Annotated in this window: 12 protein-coding genes; 5 read left to right on the top strand and 7 right to left on the bottom strand. The window is 38.7% G+C overall.

Annotated features, from left to right (window positions below; all coding sequences use genetic code 11):
* Positions 1 to 26 precede the first annotated feature (26 nt).
* The 3 genes from ACP6L2_RS08100 to ACP6L2_RS08090 form a co-directional block, all read right to left on the bottom strand.
* Positions 27 to 1454: an L-serine ammonia-lyase gene (locus ACP6L2_RS08100; protein WP_440508750.1), complete on the bottom strand. Its 1428-nt coding sequence runs from the start codon at positions 1452 to 1454 to the stop codon at positions 27 to 29.
* 95 nt (positions 1455 to 1549) lie between these two features.
* The gene (locus ACP6L2_RS08095; RefSeq protein WP_440508749.1) at positions 1550 to 3256 is read right to left on the bottom strand and encodes a glycoside hydrolase family 3 protein; all 1707 of its coding nucleotides are present in this window, start codon (positions 3254 to 3256) and stop codon (positions 1550 to 1552) included.
* Between the two features lie 101 nt (positions 3257 to 3357).
* Positions 3358 to 3900, bottom strand: coding sequence for a TetR/AcrR family transcriptional regulator (locus tag ACP6L2_RS08090; RefSeq protein ID WP_344673342.1), 543 nt, complete (start codon positions 3898 to 3900; stop codon positions 3358 to 3360).
* Between the two features lie 131 nt (positions 3901 to 4031).
* Here ACP6L2_RS08090 and ACP6L2_RS08085 point away from each other — a divergent pair, with 131 nt between their 5' ends.
* Positions 4032 to 6869 carry an outer membrane beta-barrel protein gene (locus tag ACP6L2_RS08085; RefSeq protein WP_440508748.1) on the top strand — a complete coding sequence of 946 codons (2838 nt, stop codon included), beginning with the start codon at positions 4032 to 4034 and terminating at the stop codon, positions 6867 to 6869.
* 87 nt (positions 6870 to 6956) lie between these two features.
* Here ACP6L2_RS08085 and pncA read toward each other — a convergent pair whose 3' ends face one another.
* The 3 genes from pncA to ACP6L2_RS08070 are packed head-to-tail and all read right to left on the bottom strand — an operon-like array spanning position 6957 to position 9673.
* Entirely contained in the window at positions 6957 to 7547 is a 591-nt protein-coding gene (gene pncA / locus ACP6L2_RS08080; RefSeq protein WP_440508747.1) for a bifunctional nicotinamidase/pyrazinamidase, read from the bottom strand.
* Positions 7548 to 7569: 22 nt separating this feature from the next.
* Complete coding sequence (locus tag ACP6L2_RS08075) at positions 7570 to 8244, bottom strand: response regulator transcription factor (RefSeq protein WP_440508746.1); 675 nt, start codon at positions 8242 to 8244, stop codon at positions 7570 to 7572.
* A 1-nt stretch (position 8245) separates the two neighbouring features.
* Positions 8246 to 9673, bottom strand: a complete 1428-nt coding sequence (locus tag ACP6L2_RS08070; RefSeq protein ID WP_440508745.1) for a sensor histidine kinase — start codon at positions 9671 to 9673, stop codon at positions 8246 to 8248.
* A 277-nt stretch (positions 9674 to 9950) separates the two neighbouring features.
* Here ACP6L2_RS08070 and ACP6L2_RS08065 point away from each other — a divergent pair, with 277 nt between their 5' ends.
* Both ACP6L2_RS08065 and ACP6L2_RS08060 read left to right on the top strand, forming a co-directional pair.
* Complete coding sequence (locus tag ACP6L2_RS08065) at positions 9951 to 11309, top strand: DUF4270 family protein (RefSeq protein WP_440508744.1); 1359 nt, start codon at positions 9951 to 9953, stop codon at positions 11307 to 11309.
* A 3-nt stretch (positions 11310 to 11312) separates the two neighbouring features.
* Entirely contained in the window at positions 11313 to 12299 is a 987-nt protein-coding gene (locus ACP6L2_RS08060) for a Kelch repeat-containing protein (protein WP_440508743.1), read from the top strand.
* Between the two features lie 588 nt (positions 12300 to 12887).
* On the opposite strand, the gene ACP6L2_RS08055 is transcribed toward ACP6L2_RS08060, so the two are convergent.
* Entirely contained in the window at positions 12888 to 13877 is a 990-nt protein-coding gene (locus ACP6L2_RS08055; protein WP_440508742.1) for an aspartate-semialdehyde dehydrogenase, read from the bottom strand.
* A 433-nt stretch (positions 13878 to 14310) separates the two neighbouring features.
* Between ACP6L2_RS08055 and ACP6L2_RS08050 the strand changes: the two genes are divergently transcribed.
* Positions 14311 to 15261 carry an NAD-dependent epimerase/dehydratase family protein gene (locus tag ACP6L2_RS08050; protein ID WP_440508741.1) on the top strand — a complete coding sequence of 317 codons (951 nt, stop codon included), beginning with the start codon at positions 14311 to 14313 and terminating at the stop codon, positions 15259 to 15261.
* Between the two features lies 1 nt (position 15262).
* The gene (locus ACP6L2_RS08045) at positions 15263 to 15988 is read left to right on the top strand and encodes a YebC/PmpR family DNA-binding transcriptional regulator (protein ID WP_440508740.1); all 726 of its coding nucleotides are present in this window, start codon (positions 15263 to 15265) and stop codon (positions 15986 to 15988) included.
* Positions 15989 to 16855: the final 867 nt, after the last annotated feature.

The raw sequence follows: 16855 nt of genomic DNA, 5'->3' as shown, positions 1-16855 counted from the left end.
GCTAGCCCTATATTTTAATTGTCGAATTAACATTCTGGTAAGCTCAGAGGCACCTTAATGGCTAGTCCCCCATCGGCCGTTTCCTTATACTTGACATTCATATCCAAAGCTGTTTCCCACATGGTACTTACCACCGCATCTAAACTTACTTTGGCTTTATCCGGGTTTGATTGTAAAGCAAGTTGAGCTGCAGTAATGGCTTTGATAGCTCCCATAGTATTTCTTTCAATACAAGGGATCTGCACCAATCCACCGATAGGATCACAGGTTAGTCCTAAGTGATGCTCCATAGCAATCTCTGCAGCCATTAAAGCTTGTCTTTGTGAGCCACCTAAGCACTCGGTCAATGCTCCGGCAGCCATAGCAGAGGATACACCGATTTCTGCCTGACAGCCACCCATAGCTGCTGAAATGGTAGCTCCCTTCTTAAAGATGGAGCCTATTTCTGAGGCAGTAGCGATAAATTGAATGATTTTATCTTCATTATAGGCATCGTAAAATGCCAAATAGTATTGAAGGACGGCAGGGATAACACCCGCAGCACCATTTGTTGGAGCAGTCACCACGCGACCAAAAGAAGCGTTTTCTTCATTAACAGCTAAGGCGAAACAACTCACGCAGTCAAGAATGTAACCGAAGTCGCGTCCACCTGCACGAATAGCCTCTAACCAACTGTCATAATCGTTATAGGTTCTGCCCTTCAGCATTCGTTTATTCAATTTAGCTGCTCGACGCTCCACGTGTAATCCTCCAGGTAATACTCCATCGGTATGGCATCCTTTATAAATACATTCCTTAATGGTATTGAAGATTTGCATCACCCCATCACGAGTTGCTTGTTCTGATCGCCAAGAGCATTCATTCTCCAAAACAAGTTCGGAGATTTTCAAGCCCGTACGCATACAAGCCACCATGAGCTCCTGTGCTGTATCAATCGGGAAAGGTAAATCAATTTCAGAAAGTACACTTTCGGAATCATTTTCTTGAACGACGAAACCTCCACCTATGGAATAATAGGTTTCCGAAATGGCAGTACCATCTTCTAAGAAAGCCTGAAAAGTAACGGCATTCGGGTGAAATGGTAGACTTTGGTCATAAAGAAATAAGAGATTGTCAATGTAACAGAAGTCAATTTCTTTCTGTGCGCCTAAGTTTAACTTTTTATTGGATTTTATGCGTTCCACTTTAGGAACCACATCATGTACATCAAAGGTTACTGGATCATCACCGCTCAATCCTAATAGAACAGCGATATCCGTACCATGCCCTACCCCAGTTTTCGCCAAGGATCCGTACAATAGAATATTGACGGTTTGGACATGGCTCAGCAGATTACGGTCCACCAACACTTGTACGAACCGCTGAGCCGCACGCCAAGGACCTAAAGTATGGGAACTGGAAGGACCAATCCCAATCTTAAACATATCAAAAATAGAAATCTGCTCTTTTGCCATAATTTAATTTATTAAAAGCAAAAATAGACTTTCTTTCATCAATAAAAAAGCCAGTAAAAATTACTGGCCTTAAATATGTGTTAAATTTTACTTAACTATAACCCTTTTCCGTACTTCAAATCTTTGGAAATGGTAACTGGTAATTTCCCTGTAGGTTTTAGTTGTTTCAAAACTGCTTTCAATGCTGCCTTTTGCATAAAGAAATCATTCTGATAAGCCAACAATACCGATGCACTACGCATTACATCTACCGAATTCATCGCGTATGGATTAGTAAACATCACAGAGATCGTTCTTCTACCTGCCAATTTATCAATAAATTTTACAGCTGGCTCATTTAAAACTAACTCACTACGTGGTCTTGAGCGATTATCGTGGATAGCCAAAACAATTTGTTTATGCTCTCGGATTTCGTTCAATAATTCTTTCAATTGCTCTTCCGTTTCATCTCCTTTGATGAAGTATTGCTTATGAGCAGTTAATTGTGTGGTTAATCCAGTTTCAAAGTCTTGCGCTTTCTCAATACCAACACTTACGATAGCAGTTTCCTTTGTCTTATCGAAACGGTTGATTCCACGATCCGATTTTAACAAAGTGATTGATGCATCAGCCAAGCGTTGTACCAGTGATTGAGCAGACGGTGTATTTAAATCCTGGTAAAGATTATTGGTATTCACCACCGTTGAACGGTTTAAACCTAACCAAAGTTTAGCTGCCAACACTTTCTTTACACGTCTATCAATATCTGCTTGAGATATACGACCTGATTTTACTGCATTTTCAATTAAACCGATAGCACGTCCACTGTTTTCAGATACTTCTAATAAATCATGTCCTGCTTCGATCGCCATAACATCAGCCTCACCATTCGGGAAGAATTTCTTAACCCCTTTCATATCCATTGCATCCGTAACTGTAAGGCCTTTAAATCCTAATTCATTACGAAGAAGGTCAGTAACTACTTTCTTAGAGATAGAAGAAGGCATATTTGGGGTATTATCCAATGCAGGAATGTTCATGTGGGCAACCATCACTGATGGTGCTCCCTCATTGATTAGCTCTTTAAAAGGATAGATTTCCAGGCTTTCCAAACGCTTACGATCGAAGTTTAGTTGTGGAAGGTCATAATGCGAGTCCACATCGGTATCACCATGGCCAGGGAAGTGTTTAAGCGAAGCTAAAATACCGCCATCAACCATTCCATTCATGTAAGCTTTGGATTTTCTAACTACGTTAAACTTATTGTCACCAAAAGAGCGGAAATTGATCACCGGATTTTTAGGGTTGTTGTTAATATCAACAACTGGCGCAAAGTTAAAATGCATTCCGATACGTTGGAAATCCTTGGCCACTTGTCTACCCATATCGTATAGGAGTTGATTATTTTGAATCGCTCCTAGCGTCATCTGGTAAGGGAAGGAAATTGTTGAATCAGGCATACGCATACCTAATCCCCACTCACCATCAAAGGTGATTAACAAAGGAACCTTACTTACTTTTTGGTAGTTGTTAAACATGTTCGCGTGCCGAACAGGTCCACCTTGAAATACGACTAATCCACCCAATTGCTCTTTTTCTATGACACGTTGAACCGAGTCAATATATTTTTGACCCAAGTTGGTATGGGCGCGAACCAAGAATAATTGCGCGATTCTCTCCTTTGGGCTCAAGGTTTTGAAAACCGAATCTACCCATGCATGATCTTGATTCACAAAGGTGATAAAATCAGGCCTTTTTTGCGCCAATACTGAGGTCGCAACGAATAGGGTAAATAATAAAATAGTTGATATTTTTTTTATCATCACAAATTAGTTTGGTACGAAATAAGGAAATTTTGGTTATTTATGGAAATCTTATTGCGTATTTATATTTGAAGCATACAATAAACATGCACAAACACGCATTAGATTAAATGATATTTTTGCTCGATAAGCCTAGCTAACTCTGCCGAATTCTCAATATCTCCACAAGCTTCCTTCTTCCAAAGCATATCAATAATGAGAAGTAAAAATTGTGTTTCAAGTTCTGGATTTTCATAACCTAGCTCCATAAAAGCACGTAACAAAATTGGTTGCACAGGCTTAATAAAGAGCTCATGTTGTGTTCTGGAGAAGGAATGATGTGACAGTCGTTCTTGTAACTTCCAGAAAAGCGGCTCTTCAGCGACCAATTGACTAGGAAGAAGCACCATATTCTTGAGAAAATCCTTTGCACTTTTATAGGACATCATCCCTTTGTGCTGCATCAGCACCTTCCGGTATCCAGCTTTCACAATATGAGCCAACAGGGCATCCTTATTTCCGAAATGCTTGAAAATAAGGGCTTCAGAGACACCAGCTTGCGCTGCAATCTCCTTAGTTGAGGTATCCAAATAACCATTCGTTGCAAACAGCTGTAGGGCAGTTTGCCAAATCTTTTCTTTTCTACTTAGGGTTGTTTCTTTCATTTTAACTTAGGAACAAATATATCCTTTTTTCAAATAGCCTGTTAGAATGTATCTTTTTTGTGATTTGTGGATTATATAAAACAGATTTCAAGATTTTGAGTTATTATTACACAATTAATCAATCCTTTATCATGAAATACATTTTGTTTCTCCTATTATGTTTGGGACTAACGACGAACATAGAGGCACAGGTGAAACTTTCCGGCAAAATTACCGATAAAACTAAACGTGACGTTCTTTCTAACGTGACGGTTCAATTGCTTAATAAAAAAGACTCCACAAAACATGCGGCAAAGACCAATGACAATGGAGAATTTTCCTTTGACAAGTTAATTGCAGGAACCTATACAGTTAACAGTACCTTATTGGGTTTTAAGCCATATCTGGCAGAAGTTCAATTGACTGACCGACCTGTACAATTGAGTTTTGAGATGGAGCCTGGGGAAATTATGATTGAGGAAATCGCCATAACCGCAGCGCCAATGGTTGCCGTTAAAGGAGATACCATGGAGTATAATGCAAAGAACTTTGTCACTCGGGAATTTGCTGATGCAGATGAAATGGTGGCACAAGTCCCAGGAGTTACGATTGATGAAGACGGGAATGTAAAAGCTCATGGCGAAGATGTAAAGCGTATTTTGGTCGATGGAAAGGAATTCTTCAGTACAGATCCTAGGATTGCCTTGAAGAATCTACCTGCAGATATCATCGATAAGCTGCAAATTATAGATGAAAAGAGTGAACAGGCTCGTTTCTCCGGCTTTGATGATGGTAAGCGTAGTAAGGTTATAAACATTGTCACCAAGCCCGATAAACGGAAGGGTTACTTCGGCCGTGCTAATGCCGGGAAAGGTGATTCTGATAAATTTGCTTTAAGTACAGCCTTAAATTCATTCAATGGGGACCAACGGATTTCCATGACTTTAATGGCCAATAACATCAATGAAACTAGCTTGGGGGAACAAGGAAGAGGTGGCGGAAGACGCGGCAATAACAATACTGAACGTGGATTAGCAGACACCTATGCCGGTGCTGCCAACTATTCCAACAGTTTCCTAGACAAAAAACTCGAAGTCAATGGAAACTACAATTTCCGCTATTCCAACACTTTTACAAACACCCTATCTGATATTGAATACCTCGCTGGGGCAAGAGCAAATCAGTTTCAAAACTCACATCAGTTGGCAACTGCCATCAATAACGAACACACCTTTGGAGGACGTGTAAAATGGCAGATTGACAGTATGAACAATTTGGACTTTACTCCTAATCTAACATTTAGGGGCACGGGAAGGGATAATTCGTCTAGTAGCCAAATGACAAAAAATCAAACGGAGCTGATCAATAAGTCTGACCGTAAGAACAATAATGACAACAATAGCTTGAATTATGGTGGTTCATTGTCCTATATGCACCGATTTAGAAAATCGGGCCAGACTATCAGCTTAAATGCGAGTGGAAATAAAAGTTCCAATGATGCTTTAGGGCAAACTTTAGCCTTTGTAGATTATTATAAGAATGCGGTGTTGGATCGAATTGATACCAATGACAGACAGAATGTGACCAATGGTTATGGCTCTGGATTTAATGGAAAAATCAGCTTTACACAGAATTTGAATAAGTTTTCTAGATTACAAGCGAATTATGGACTTCGGAATACCAATAACTATTCGGACCGTAAAACTTTGGAATTCTTAGCAGAGACTGGACAATATGAAGAGCTGAATGCTCGCCTATCCAATGAGTTTAGAAATGACTTTACTCATCAAAGTGCAGGATTATCCTATTCTTACAACAAGAGAGATACATTACGTATTCAGGTAGGATTAGATTATGAACATGGGGTTCGTGTAAATGACCGTACCGTTCCTTATGATTTACGCACGGTAGCAGACTTTGGTAGTTTCTTACCAAACTTTACAGCAGTTTATTTCTTCAATAAAGAAAGAAATGTGGAGTTCAACTACAACACCAATACCAATGTACCTTCGATCGATCAATTACAAGATTATATTGATAATGGCAATGAACTAAACATCAGACGTGGTAATCCGGACTTGAAACAAGAGTACAGACACGATTTAAGATTCCAATATCGGGATGTCAACAAAGTGAATGGCCGTAGCTTCACAAGTAATGCCAGTGTGAGTTTTTATAAAAACAGAATTGTTGACAACCGCTTTATCACAGATACCACGCTTCAATTATTTGATGATGTAATCTTAGGTGCCGGTGGTTCCTATACTGTTCCAACGAATATTAGTGGACAATACGATATCCGTTCGACAACCAGCTATGGTTTGCCGTTAAAGAAATTAGGGTTCAATATTTCTTTGAACACCAACTTATACCTTAATAAGAATTTCACCTATTTGAATGATGAATTAACTCCAAATTATGGATATGGTGTTAGCCAACAAATAGGCATGAACACAACTTTCAGTAGAAAGGTTATTGTGGGCTTCCATTACAATTACAGCACTCGATTTAGTGATAATCCGACAGCAAGGGTAACCCATTACCGGGTAACGGATCATCGTCTTAGCAACACTTTGGTTCTGGAATTCTGGAAAAATATGATCTTCAGCTCCCAATATTCCTACATCTATAATGGTGGAATTATGAATTCTGGAGGTAATAATATTTCCTTACTAAATGCTTCATTAGGATACAAAATGCTGAAGAGGAAGAATGCAGAAATCTCCATTAAAGGATTTGACTTGCTAAACAATGCGACTAACATCAATCGTAATGTAACCGGTTCATCGATCAACAACATTCAATCGAATACCTTGAATCGTTATTTCTTGTTGAGTTTAACCTATAACCTACGCAGTTTTGGTGGCCGGAGCAGCAATAACTCCGAGAGAAGTATGGATGGTCCTAGAGGGGGGCGTTCTGAAGGAAGAGGAGAAGGATCTAGATCAGGAGGTTCGGGTGGATTCGGTGGAGGCCGAAACAGAAACTAGTAAAAGATCGCGGTATTTGAATGCCCATTTAAATTATGTTTCACATGAAATTAACATATAATTTAAATGGGCATTTTTTATTTCTACTCATAGCAATATACCGCCAGCTTGTATAAAGTCGTTCTTTTTCTCCATAAAAGCACCTTTATCAATAGCCTTGGTTGCTTTTGAAATGATGGCCGACTTAAAACCTACAGATAAAGCATCCATAGCTGTAAAGTATACACAAAAGTCTGCTGCCAACCCACACACATGTACTTCTTCCACATTTCTAGCCCTCAGGTATCCCGCAAGTCCGGTGTCTTTACGTTTTCCGTTATCAAAGAAACCAGAGTAGCTATCAATCTTAGGATCCATCCCTTTACGGAAAATAGCCTCTACCCGATCCATCTCCAGCTCTTCTGAAAATTCAGACCCATAAGATCCCTGAATACAGTGGTCTGGCCATAACACCTGATCTAAACCATACAAGTCTATCTGTTCGAATGGTAATTTCCCCTCATGTTGACTAGCAAAACTCAAATGATTAGCGGGATGCCAATCTTGGGTTGCCACAATTAAATCGTAATCTTTCTGAAGCTGGTTGATAATGGGGATAATCTCATCTCCTTTGGACACAGCTAAAGAGCCTTCTGGTAAAAAATCGTTCTGTACATCTACAATAATCAGTGCCTTCATTTTCTTATTCAATTTTGATTCATTAATCCAGCGTCAGCATATAGCCTACTCCGCGGATATTGGTAATCTTAATTCGTTCATCTTTGGACAAGTATTTCCGGATTCTGCTGATAAACACATCCAAACTACGACCAGTGAAATAGGTATCATTACTCCAATAAGTCCGAATAATTTCATCACGTGGCAATACTTTATCCTTACTCTCTATAAGTCTTTTTAATAGTTCTGCCTCCCTATAAGACAATTTCTCCTGTTCATCACCTATACTGAGGACATTTTTGACGGTATCTAGGGTATAATTACCCAATACAAATCTGGAGGAAGACATTCCTTGCCCACTCTTCTTCAGGGCGGCTTCTATTCGAACAATCAGCTCCTCAATCTTGAACGGTTTGCGGATGTAATCATTGGCTCCCAATTTAAAACCCTTAACGACATCATCAGTTTGCGTCATGGCGGTAAGAAAGATGATGGGGGTATGTAAATCCGTCTTGCGGATATCCTTGGCCACTGTAAAGCCATCCATTAGCGGCATCATCACATCCAGGACAATGATATCTGGTTTATATTTATTGTGAAAAAGCAAGGCTTGTTGACCATTTAGCACATGACGAACCATAAAGCCATTGGCTTCCAAGCTATCCGAGACAATCATTGCCAAGCTTTCCTCATCCTCTACATATAAAATATTGATCATATCAATCTTTTGGTAAAGTCACTATAAAAGTACTGCCAAGGCCTTCCTCGCTCTTGACCTGTACCTGTCCTTGATGTTGTGTCACGATCTGCCTTACATAGGCAAGACCTAATCCAAAGCCTTTCACATTATGTATGTTGCCAGATGGAACACGGAAAAACAAATCAAAGACGCCCTTCTGATAAGCCTTCGGAATACCTATACCGTTATCTTGAATTTGAATCTCAATTTCTTTATCAGAAGCATGAACACGAATATTTAATTGCACTGTTTCTTCAGCATATTTAATCGCGTTGTCCAACAAGTTATTGAAAACATTTTTAATATGCGCCATATCGCCCATCAAAGTATAGCTTTCGGCATTACTATCCCACGTAACTTGTACTGCCTTTTTAGCAAATAACTGGGCATTCTCCACACATTCTTTCAACAGAAGGACAATATCAAAACTGGACTTATCAAGCACCAGACCATTTGTTTCCGCAACATCAATCTGCAATACACGTTCAATCATATCAGATAAATGTTCCAGCTCATTTCTAGAAATAGCCAAATAACGATTCATTCTTTCTTTATCATCCTTAGCACCAAATCGTTGAATGGATTCTACTGCAGCCATTACTGTTGACACAGGTGTTTTCAATTCATGGGTCATGTTATTGACAAATGCCTTGCGCATTTTGGCTAGCTGATTCTGTTTCTTGATGGTATCCAAAAGATAGAAGAAGGTTCCGATAAGTAAGCAGATGAGTAAAATAACAATACAGATCTGCCAAAAAATAGCCATGACTATATTTCGCCAAGGGTTATCAAAGTCCAATTCAAGATAAAGGTTATCCCCCGGATCTACTAAAATCGGGCGAGACTTATTCTCTTTAAATCTTCCATGATAGAAGCTGGCATCCCTTTCTTGTTCATCCGGCAGGTTAAGCATATGGAGTTCAAAAGGCGTATCCATATCCCTTTGTTTCAACACGACAGATAAGCGTTGGGCCAATGTATCCAATACTTCCTCACTCCAATTGATATTGCGGAACACAAAGGATGATATGAAATGACGACTCATTCTCGCTCGACCATTGGCTGTTGTATCCGTTGAAGGCTTATCGTTATTCGGTCTTCGCCAAAAATTCTCCGATTCAAAGAGTCCTTTTACGGTATCAATATCCACCATAGGATACCTTTTCTTTAAGGCTGTGGAGAATCGATCCATTCTTCCTCGACGTTGATTTTGATTATCTCGTTGAATTTCAGCCTCATTATCTTGGTAGAAACCTTGTATAACATCGAATAATTCTCTTTCCGCAGAACCTAAATAATATTGCTTGCGGGTCTGATAACTTCCATACAACCAAATACTAAGCACCAGAATCACTCCTGTTGCCGTTAGGATGATGGCTAGCATCAATATTTTATACTTTTTTAACATAATTAAAACAAATTTAAATTAGTAGATTTGCACGGCATAAAGAAATGGATGCTTTTAACAATTTATAACACTGATTAACAGTTTAACAAATAAGTTGTCGCATATCAACCGTTTTAACCGTTGAATATAAAGCATAAGATTTATGAAATTTGATAGCAGGTGTTGCTAGGTTGCTTTTTCCTTTAAAGCTGTTAAAGATTATTAAATGGTGATTTTTAACATAATATAACAAGGAATAACAACAAGGTTTCAATACTTTTGCATGACTAATGAATTTATGATTAAAAATTTACGTTTTTCTCTTTTTGCTACTTTCAGTTTAAGTGCTGCATTATTCTTGTCGAGCTGTGATAAGGATATGGCTATATCGTTGAAAAACGAAAATCTTAACAATCTGAATGTAACAGCTATAGACAGCTTAACAGCAGTTGTCAAAACGATACAGATGCCGAATATACCAACTGCGGCAACTGGTTCTTTATTGGTGGGAAAATTTACCCAACCAGCAATTGGCTCTTTAAGTGTTAGTACTTCGTTTAGATTAAGCCCTGCGGGCATTACGAAAGATTTCCCAGCAAATTCAGTATTTGACTCCTTGAACTTGGTGATTCGACCAAATTCAAACAGATACGCATTTGGGGATACTTCCAAATTTCAGAAGTTCACCGTTCACCGTTTGACGCAAGCTTTAGAAACCACTACCTTAAAACCATCTCCGGTAGGTGTATCATTTCCTATTTATTACCCAGGAGCTAACATCTTTGCAGATCAGAAATTCAAATATGATGCTGCTGAATTAGGATCTATCCGTTTCAGACCGCATATGCATAAAATCGACTCCTTAAATATCCGTTTGGATGATGAATTAGGTGAAGAGTTTTTCCAAAAGATTAAGAACTCGGATGTTGCCTTTAACTCTGCATCGAATTTTGCAGATTATGTAAAAGGATTAACGATCGTGCCTGATGCTACAAATACGGCTATGGTAGGTTTCAAAGACACTTTGCAAGTAACATTAAACTATTCTTATATTGGATCTGATGGTTTCCGTAAGAAAGGAACTAAAGTATTGAACATGGGTGAAAAAACCTTCCAATACAACCAATATGATGCTGACCGTTCAGGAACTGCTTTTGCAAATTTGAGTACATCGAAGGCTATTCCAAGTTCAGAAACCAATGGTGTAAGTTATTTTCAAGCAGGATCAGGTGTAGCAACAGAGCTTACCTTCCCAGCATTGAAGGACTTCATGCAAGAACCGGGAATTGCCATTAACAAAGCCGAATTGGAGATTGAGGTTTCCTCTTCCCACTTAGGTTATTATACGGCAGCTCCACAACCTATTATATACATTGCAAATCTTGGTGTACCGACCAGTTTCTTGACGGTACCATTTACAAATACCCTACAAACAGGAACTTATATTATTGGTAATAACACGGGGAAACCTGGCAAGTATATCTTTAATATGATCCAGTACATTCGTACTGTAAACAGTCCAGACGCACAAAATAAATCTTTATACTTATCTTTGGGCTCTCCGGCATTGTTTAATACGGGAAATACCAGCATCTTGGCAACCCAAAACAGTAAACCGAAAGTTAAATTAAATATCGTATATACAAAATTTAAATAATCTATGAATAAGAAAAACTGGCTAGTACTAGTTCTAGTAGCCGCTTTAGCAATTACATCCTTCAATTCCTGTAAAAAAGATGAAGAAGGCGATACCGAGAAAGGACCTACAGAATGGACTCGCTCTACAGTATTTCCTGAGGATCCACGCAATGGAGCTTCAACATTCACGATAAACAATGTTGCTTATGTTGTAGGTGGATACCTTAAAACAAATGAGGTATTAGCAGACAACCACGCTTTTAATGGTTCTCAATGGAGCACAAAAGCAAATTTCATTGGTCCAGCAAGACATAGTGCTGTTGGTTTCGCAGTGAACGGTAAAGGTTATGTTGGATTAGGTTTTGGTGGTGAAGGTGTTGGTGAATTGAAAGATTTCTACCAATACGATCCTACAGCAAACACTTGGAAAAAAATCGCTGACTTCCCAGGAGAAGCTCGTTTTGGAGCAGTTGCTTTCTCTATCGGTAACTACGGTTATGTTGGTTTAGGTGCAACTTCTACAGATAAAACTTTCAGTGATATCTACAAATACGATCCTGCTGCTGACAAATGGACTAAAGATGAAACTACTTCATTTGCATTCAAAAAAGCATATGCTTACGCTTTCGTAATCAATAATGTTGCTTATGTAGGTGGTGGTTATTCTAACAATACAGCTACTGATGATTTCTACAAATTCGACGGTACTAAATGGGAAAAATTAGGAAGTCTTAAAACCGATAGCTACGATGCAAGACGTTATAACGCTTCTACTTTTGTAATTGGTAACAATGGTTATGTAGTTGCTGGTCGCTCTGCTTCTGGTTTATCAGGTACAGTTTGGAAATTCAGCCCTTCAGATAACAGCTGGACTGAAAAACACGAGCCTTTACCTTCAGCACGTGAAAAAGCAGTTTCTTTCGCTATTGGTGATAAAGGATATATTGCTACCGGATCTAGCGGTACAAGTTACTTCGATGACAACTGGGAATTCGTTCCTGTAAGATAAGAATAGTATATAGTAGTAAGTATTTAGTAGAAAGACCTATTGGCGGGAAAGGTAGAAATGCCATTTCCAACTCAGAGCAAAGCGAAGAGTATCTACTAATCCTCGTTATCCCGAGGCTAGCTGAGAAAACTTAAAACTATAGAAATAAAAAAACCGACAGTATATTAATACTGTCGGTTTTTTTATGCTTTTTGTGAGATCGCTGCACTATTGGATGTGAGATATGAGATCGCTGCGCTGTTAGATAGGAAATGTAGAAATATAGGGTTGAATTAGATATTTGATGCTCAGCGTAAAGTGAATTGTTTCTACTTACCTTCTACTAGGCATTATCATTTCAAGGCAGGTTGAGAGAACTTAAAAGGGTATAAAACCAATGTTCTTAATTCTTCCTTTGGCCTCTAAAATATAAACGGTCGAAGCAAGCTCCGACCGTATTAAAATATTCTTGGAAGTTCGATCATCTAGGATGCTCGATGATGATCTATAGTAGTGGCTAATAAAACCGTTGCGCTTCACTCTCAGTTGGAAGTAGCAAAGCTATTTTCCAACCAATAGGTCTATCAACTAAATACTTACAACTATATACTAAACTAATCCTTTTTTGTTCAACAATTCTGCAATTTGCACGGCATTAGTTGCTGCTCCTTTACGAAGGTTATCTGCAACGATCCAAAGGTTCAAAGTTTTGTCTTGCGACTCATCACGACGGATACGGCCAACAAACACCTCATCTTTACCATGCGCATCCTTAGGCATTGGGTATTCTAAGTTTGCAGGATTATCCACAACGATGATACCTTCTGATGCAGCTAATAACTCACGTACTTCATTTACGTCGAAATCATTCTCAAACTCAATATTCACAGACTCGGAGTGACCTCCCATAACTGGGATACGAACTGTAGTAGCGGTTACTCTGATGCTATCATCGCTCATGATCTTGTTGGTTTCCTGAATCATTTTCATTTCCTCTTTGGTATATCCATTGTCTTGGAAAACATCAATATGAGGAATTACGTTTAAGTCAATCTGATATGGATAAGCCTTCTCACCTTCTACCCCGTTACGCTCGTTCATCAATTGATCAACGGCCTTAACACCAGTACCTGTAACCGACTGATAGGTAGAAACAACTACACGTTTGATTTTATATTTCTCATGCAAAGGTTTCATCACCACCACCATTTGAATAGTAGAGCAATTCGGGTTTGCAATGATTTTATCATCATTAGTTAACACATCACCATTTACTTCAGGAACCACTAACTTCTTGCTTGGGTCCATACGCCAAGCAGATGAGTTATCAATAACCGTAATTCCAGCTTCAGCGAATAATGGAGCAAATTCAGTGGAAGTAGAACCACCGGCAGAGAATAAAGCTACATCTGGCTTCAGTAATATAGCTTCCTGAGGTGTAACCACCTTATACTTCTTTCCCTTAAACTCGATTTCCTTACCCTTACTTCTTTCAGAAGCTACGGGGATCAATTCCGTTACTGGGAAATTACGTTCCGCTAATACTGTCAACATTTCTGTCCCGACAAGACCTGTCGCGCCAACTACTGCAACTTTCATAGTTTTTCTTTTACTTAAGATTATAAAAAAGAAGAATTTTAATTAATTAATTCAAGGTAGCAAACATACTAAATAAAGCGCATTTTCCATCATATATTTCCCTAATTCACAATACTTTTTGGCTGATGAGGAATAATATTCAACAGATCGCAAGAATCCATGAAATATATTCAGTTATTCCATAAAATTATTGACATAATATCATTTTATAGGCAGTTAATACGAAGGAAAGGATTTTCATGGATAAAAAATTATTAAAATATCGATGATTTTGGTTGATTATTAATAGATTTTAATCAAAAAAGGGCAAATCATACGATTGCGTAAAATCTCAAATAAGCATCATTTTCAGCCATTTAATTGGTAATTTCGCCTTATTCCAATGTCATTGGATAATTATAGATAAAATTTTAACAACACTATCTCCATAAGCATGAAAGAATGCATTTTGATGATCGGAGCAAACGGTCAAATAGGCTCAGAATTGGCAGCGGCATTACGTCTTAAATTTGGCAATGAAAACGTCATAACATCGGATATCCGTGAGCCTAAGGAGATCGCATCGGGAGAAATTTTTGAGACTTTAAATGTCTTAGACAAAGAAGCGATTAGAGCCCTTATTCAAAAATACAAGCCTACTCAAATCTACTTATTAGCAGCGATGTTATCCGCTACTGGTGAACAATATCCTATGAAAGCATGGGATTTGAACATGAATGGTTTATTGAACGTATTAGATTTAGCTGTTGAATTTGGTATTAAGAAGATCTTTTGGCCAAGTTCGATTGCGGTATTCGGTCCTCACTCTCCAAAAGAGCAAACACCACAATACTGTGTGATGGATCCGAATAGTATCTATGGGATCTCTAAACTTGCAGGCGAGCGTCTATGCGAATATTACCATGAAAAATTTGGACTAGATATCCGTTCGGTGCGTTATCCAGGAATTATCTCTTGGCGTACAGAACCAGGAGGAGGTACTACAGATTATGCTGTACACATCTTCTTCGAAGCAATCCGTCAAGGAAAGTATACATCCTTCTTATCGGAAAACACAGAGTTACCGATGTTGTATATGGACGATGCAGTTCGTGGAACAATTGAACTTATGGATGCCGATCCTTCGAAATTAAGCATCCGTTCAAGCTATAATTTAGCGGGCATCAGCTTTACCCCAAAAGAAATAGCTGAAGAAATTAAAAAAATTCTCCCTAATTTTGAGATTTCCTACTCAGAGAACGACCCACGTCAATCGATTGCAGACTCATGGCCTAAGAGCATCGATGATAGCGAAGCAAGAAATGATTGGGGCTGGGCACCAACGTTTGATCTGACAGGAATGACAAAAGACATGTTAGATAATCTTAAAATTAAATTAAACTAAAATGGGTAGAGCTTTCGAATTCAGAAAAGAAAGGAAATTCAAGCGCTGGGCTAAGATGGCCGTACAGTTTACGCGACTTGGGAAAGAAATTGCAATCGCTGTAAAAGAAGGCGGACCTCACCCAGAGAACAATTCACGCTTACGTACAGCGGTCCAAAATGCCAAGGCAGTAAACATGCCTAAGGACCGTGTGGAAGCTGCTATAAAAAGAGCTTCAGAAAAAGATGCTAAAGGATACGAAGAGTATGTATATGAAGGATATGGTCCACATGGTGTACCTGTCCTCATCGAAACTGCAACGGATAATACCAACAGAACGGTAGCTAACATCCGTAGCTATTTCACCAAATCTGGTGGTTCTTTAGGAAAAACCGGTTCTTTGGATTTTATTTTCAACCGTAAATCTATCTTCCGTTTCCCTGCTACAGAGGAATTGGATATGGATGAACTGGAATTAGAATTGATTGATGGTGGATTAGAAGAAATCTATGTAGAGGCAGATGAAGAAGGAAACGATGTAGTCGTTGTACAGACCTCTTTTGAAGACTTTGGCAATATGCAACGTTTATTGGAGGAGAAGAGCATTGAGGTGTCTTCTGCGAAGCTAGAGCGCATTGCCTTATCACATACCACCCTGACAGAAGAACAGGCTGCAGACGTCTTAAAATTGATTGACAAGATTGAAGAAGACGATGATGTGCAAGCGGTTTACCACAACATGGACTAAACGATAAGAAATTAAGAAGAAGGAGGACTAAGTCCTCCTTTTTTTGTTTCCATACCTTTGTGCCTGGTACTTTTGAAAACAAAATTGTATTCTAACTTCTCTACTACCCTTTAGGGTTTGTTTTAATTATTCTTACAAAGCTTCTATTCGGAGTTCTTAAACATTTAATTTCTTTAAAACTGCCTTAAATTCCAAAAGGACATACTTCGTCGATGGTTAAGATTTACGTGTATATTCCTTCGAGACTCTAATGGAATTTATTAGGATTTAACACGGATCTTCTTCGGATCTCGTTCGGTCGGAACCGAACGAGATCCGAAGAAGATCCGAACAAGTTCCGAAGGAGATCCGTTAGAGTACCAAAGAAAACCCCATTGTCCAACGGGCAGTATCCAGTATTAAGTAGTTAGTAATTAAACCTATTAGCGGGATAACAAATTTGTTATTTACAACTCAGAGCAGAGCGAAGAGTCTCTACTCCACCACCATTAGGTTCTGTCATCCAGAATCCAAGATGAAGGAAGTTCAAACTATATAAAAAAAAGCAACAGTTTTCACTTCTAATGCAATTTTACATAGTATTTGAATGTAATATTAATAAATAATTAGTCTGCGGGCGATGCATGCATCGCCCCTACATGAAATGGGTAAAATACTATCAAAAACAACCTTAACTGTAGGGTCAAAGCATGCTTCGACCGATAATAAACTTTCCCAAAAACCTCACATTTGATGGCTGATGGCATTCAACCATAATCTCCAAAAAGCGGGCGGACATTCCGTTCGTTCTCGTCGGGATTTTACCCTTTCTATCTCAAAACTCATGTCTCACATCTAATAGCATAGCGGTCTCATTTAATTCGTCTA

This window comes from Sphingobacterium lactis (genome assembly GCF_051951495.1).
Lineage (GTDB): Bacteria > Bacteroidota > Bacteroidia > Sphingobacteriales > Sphingobacteriaceae > Sphingobacterium > Sphingobacterium lactis_A.
This window is presented reverse-complemented; position numbering and strand designations above follow the sequence as displayed.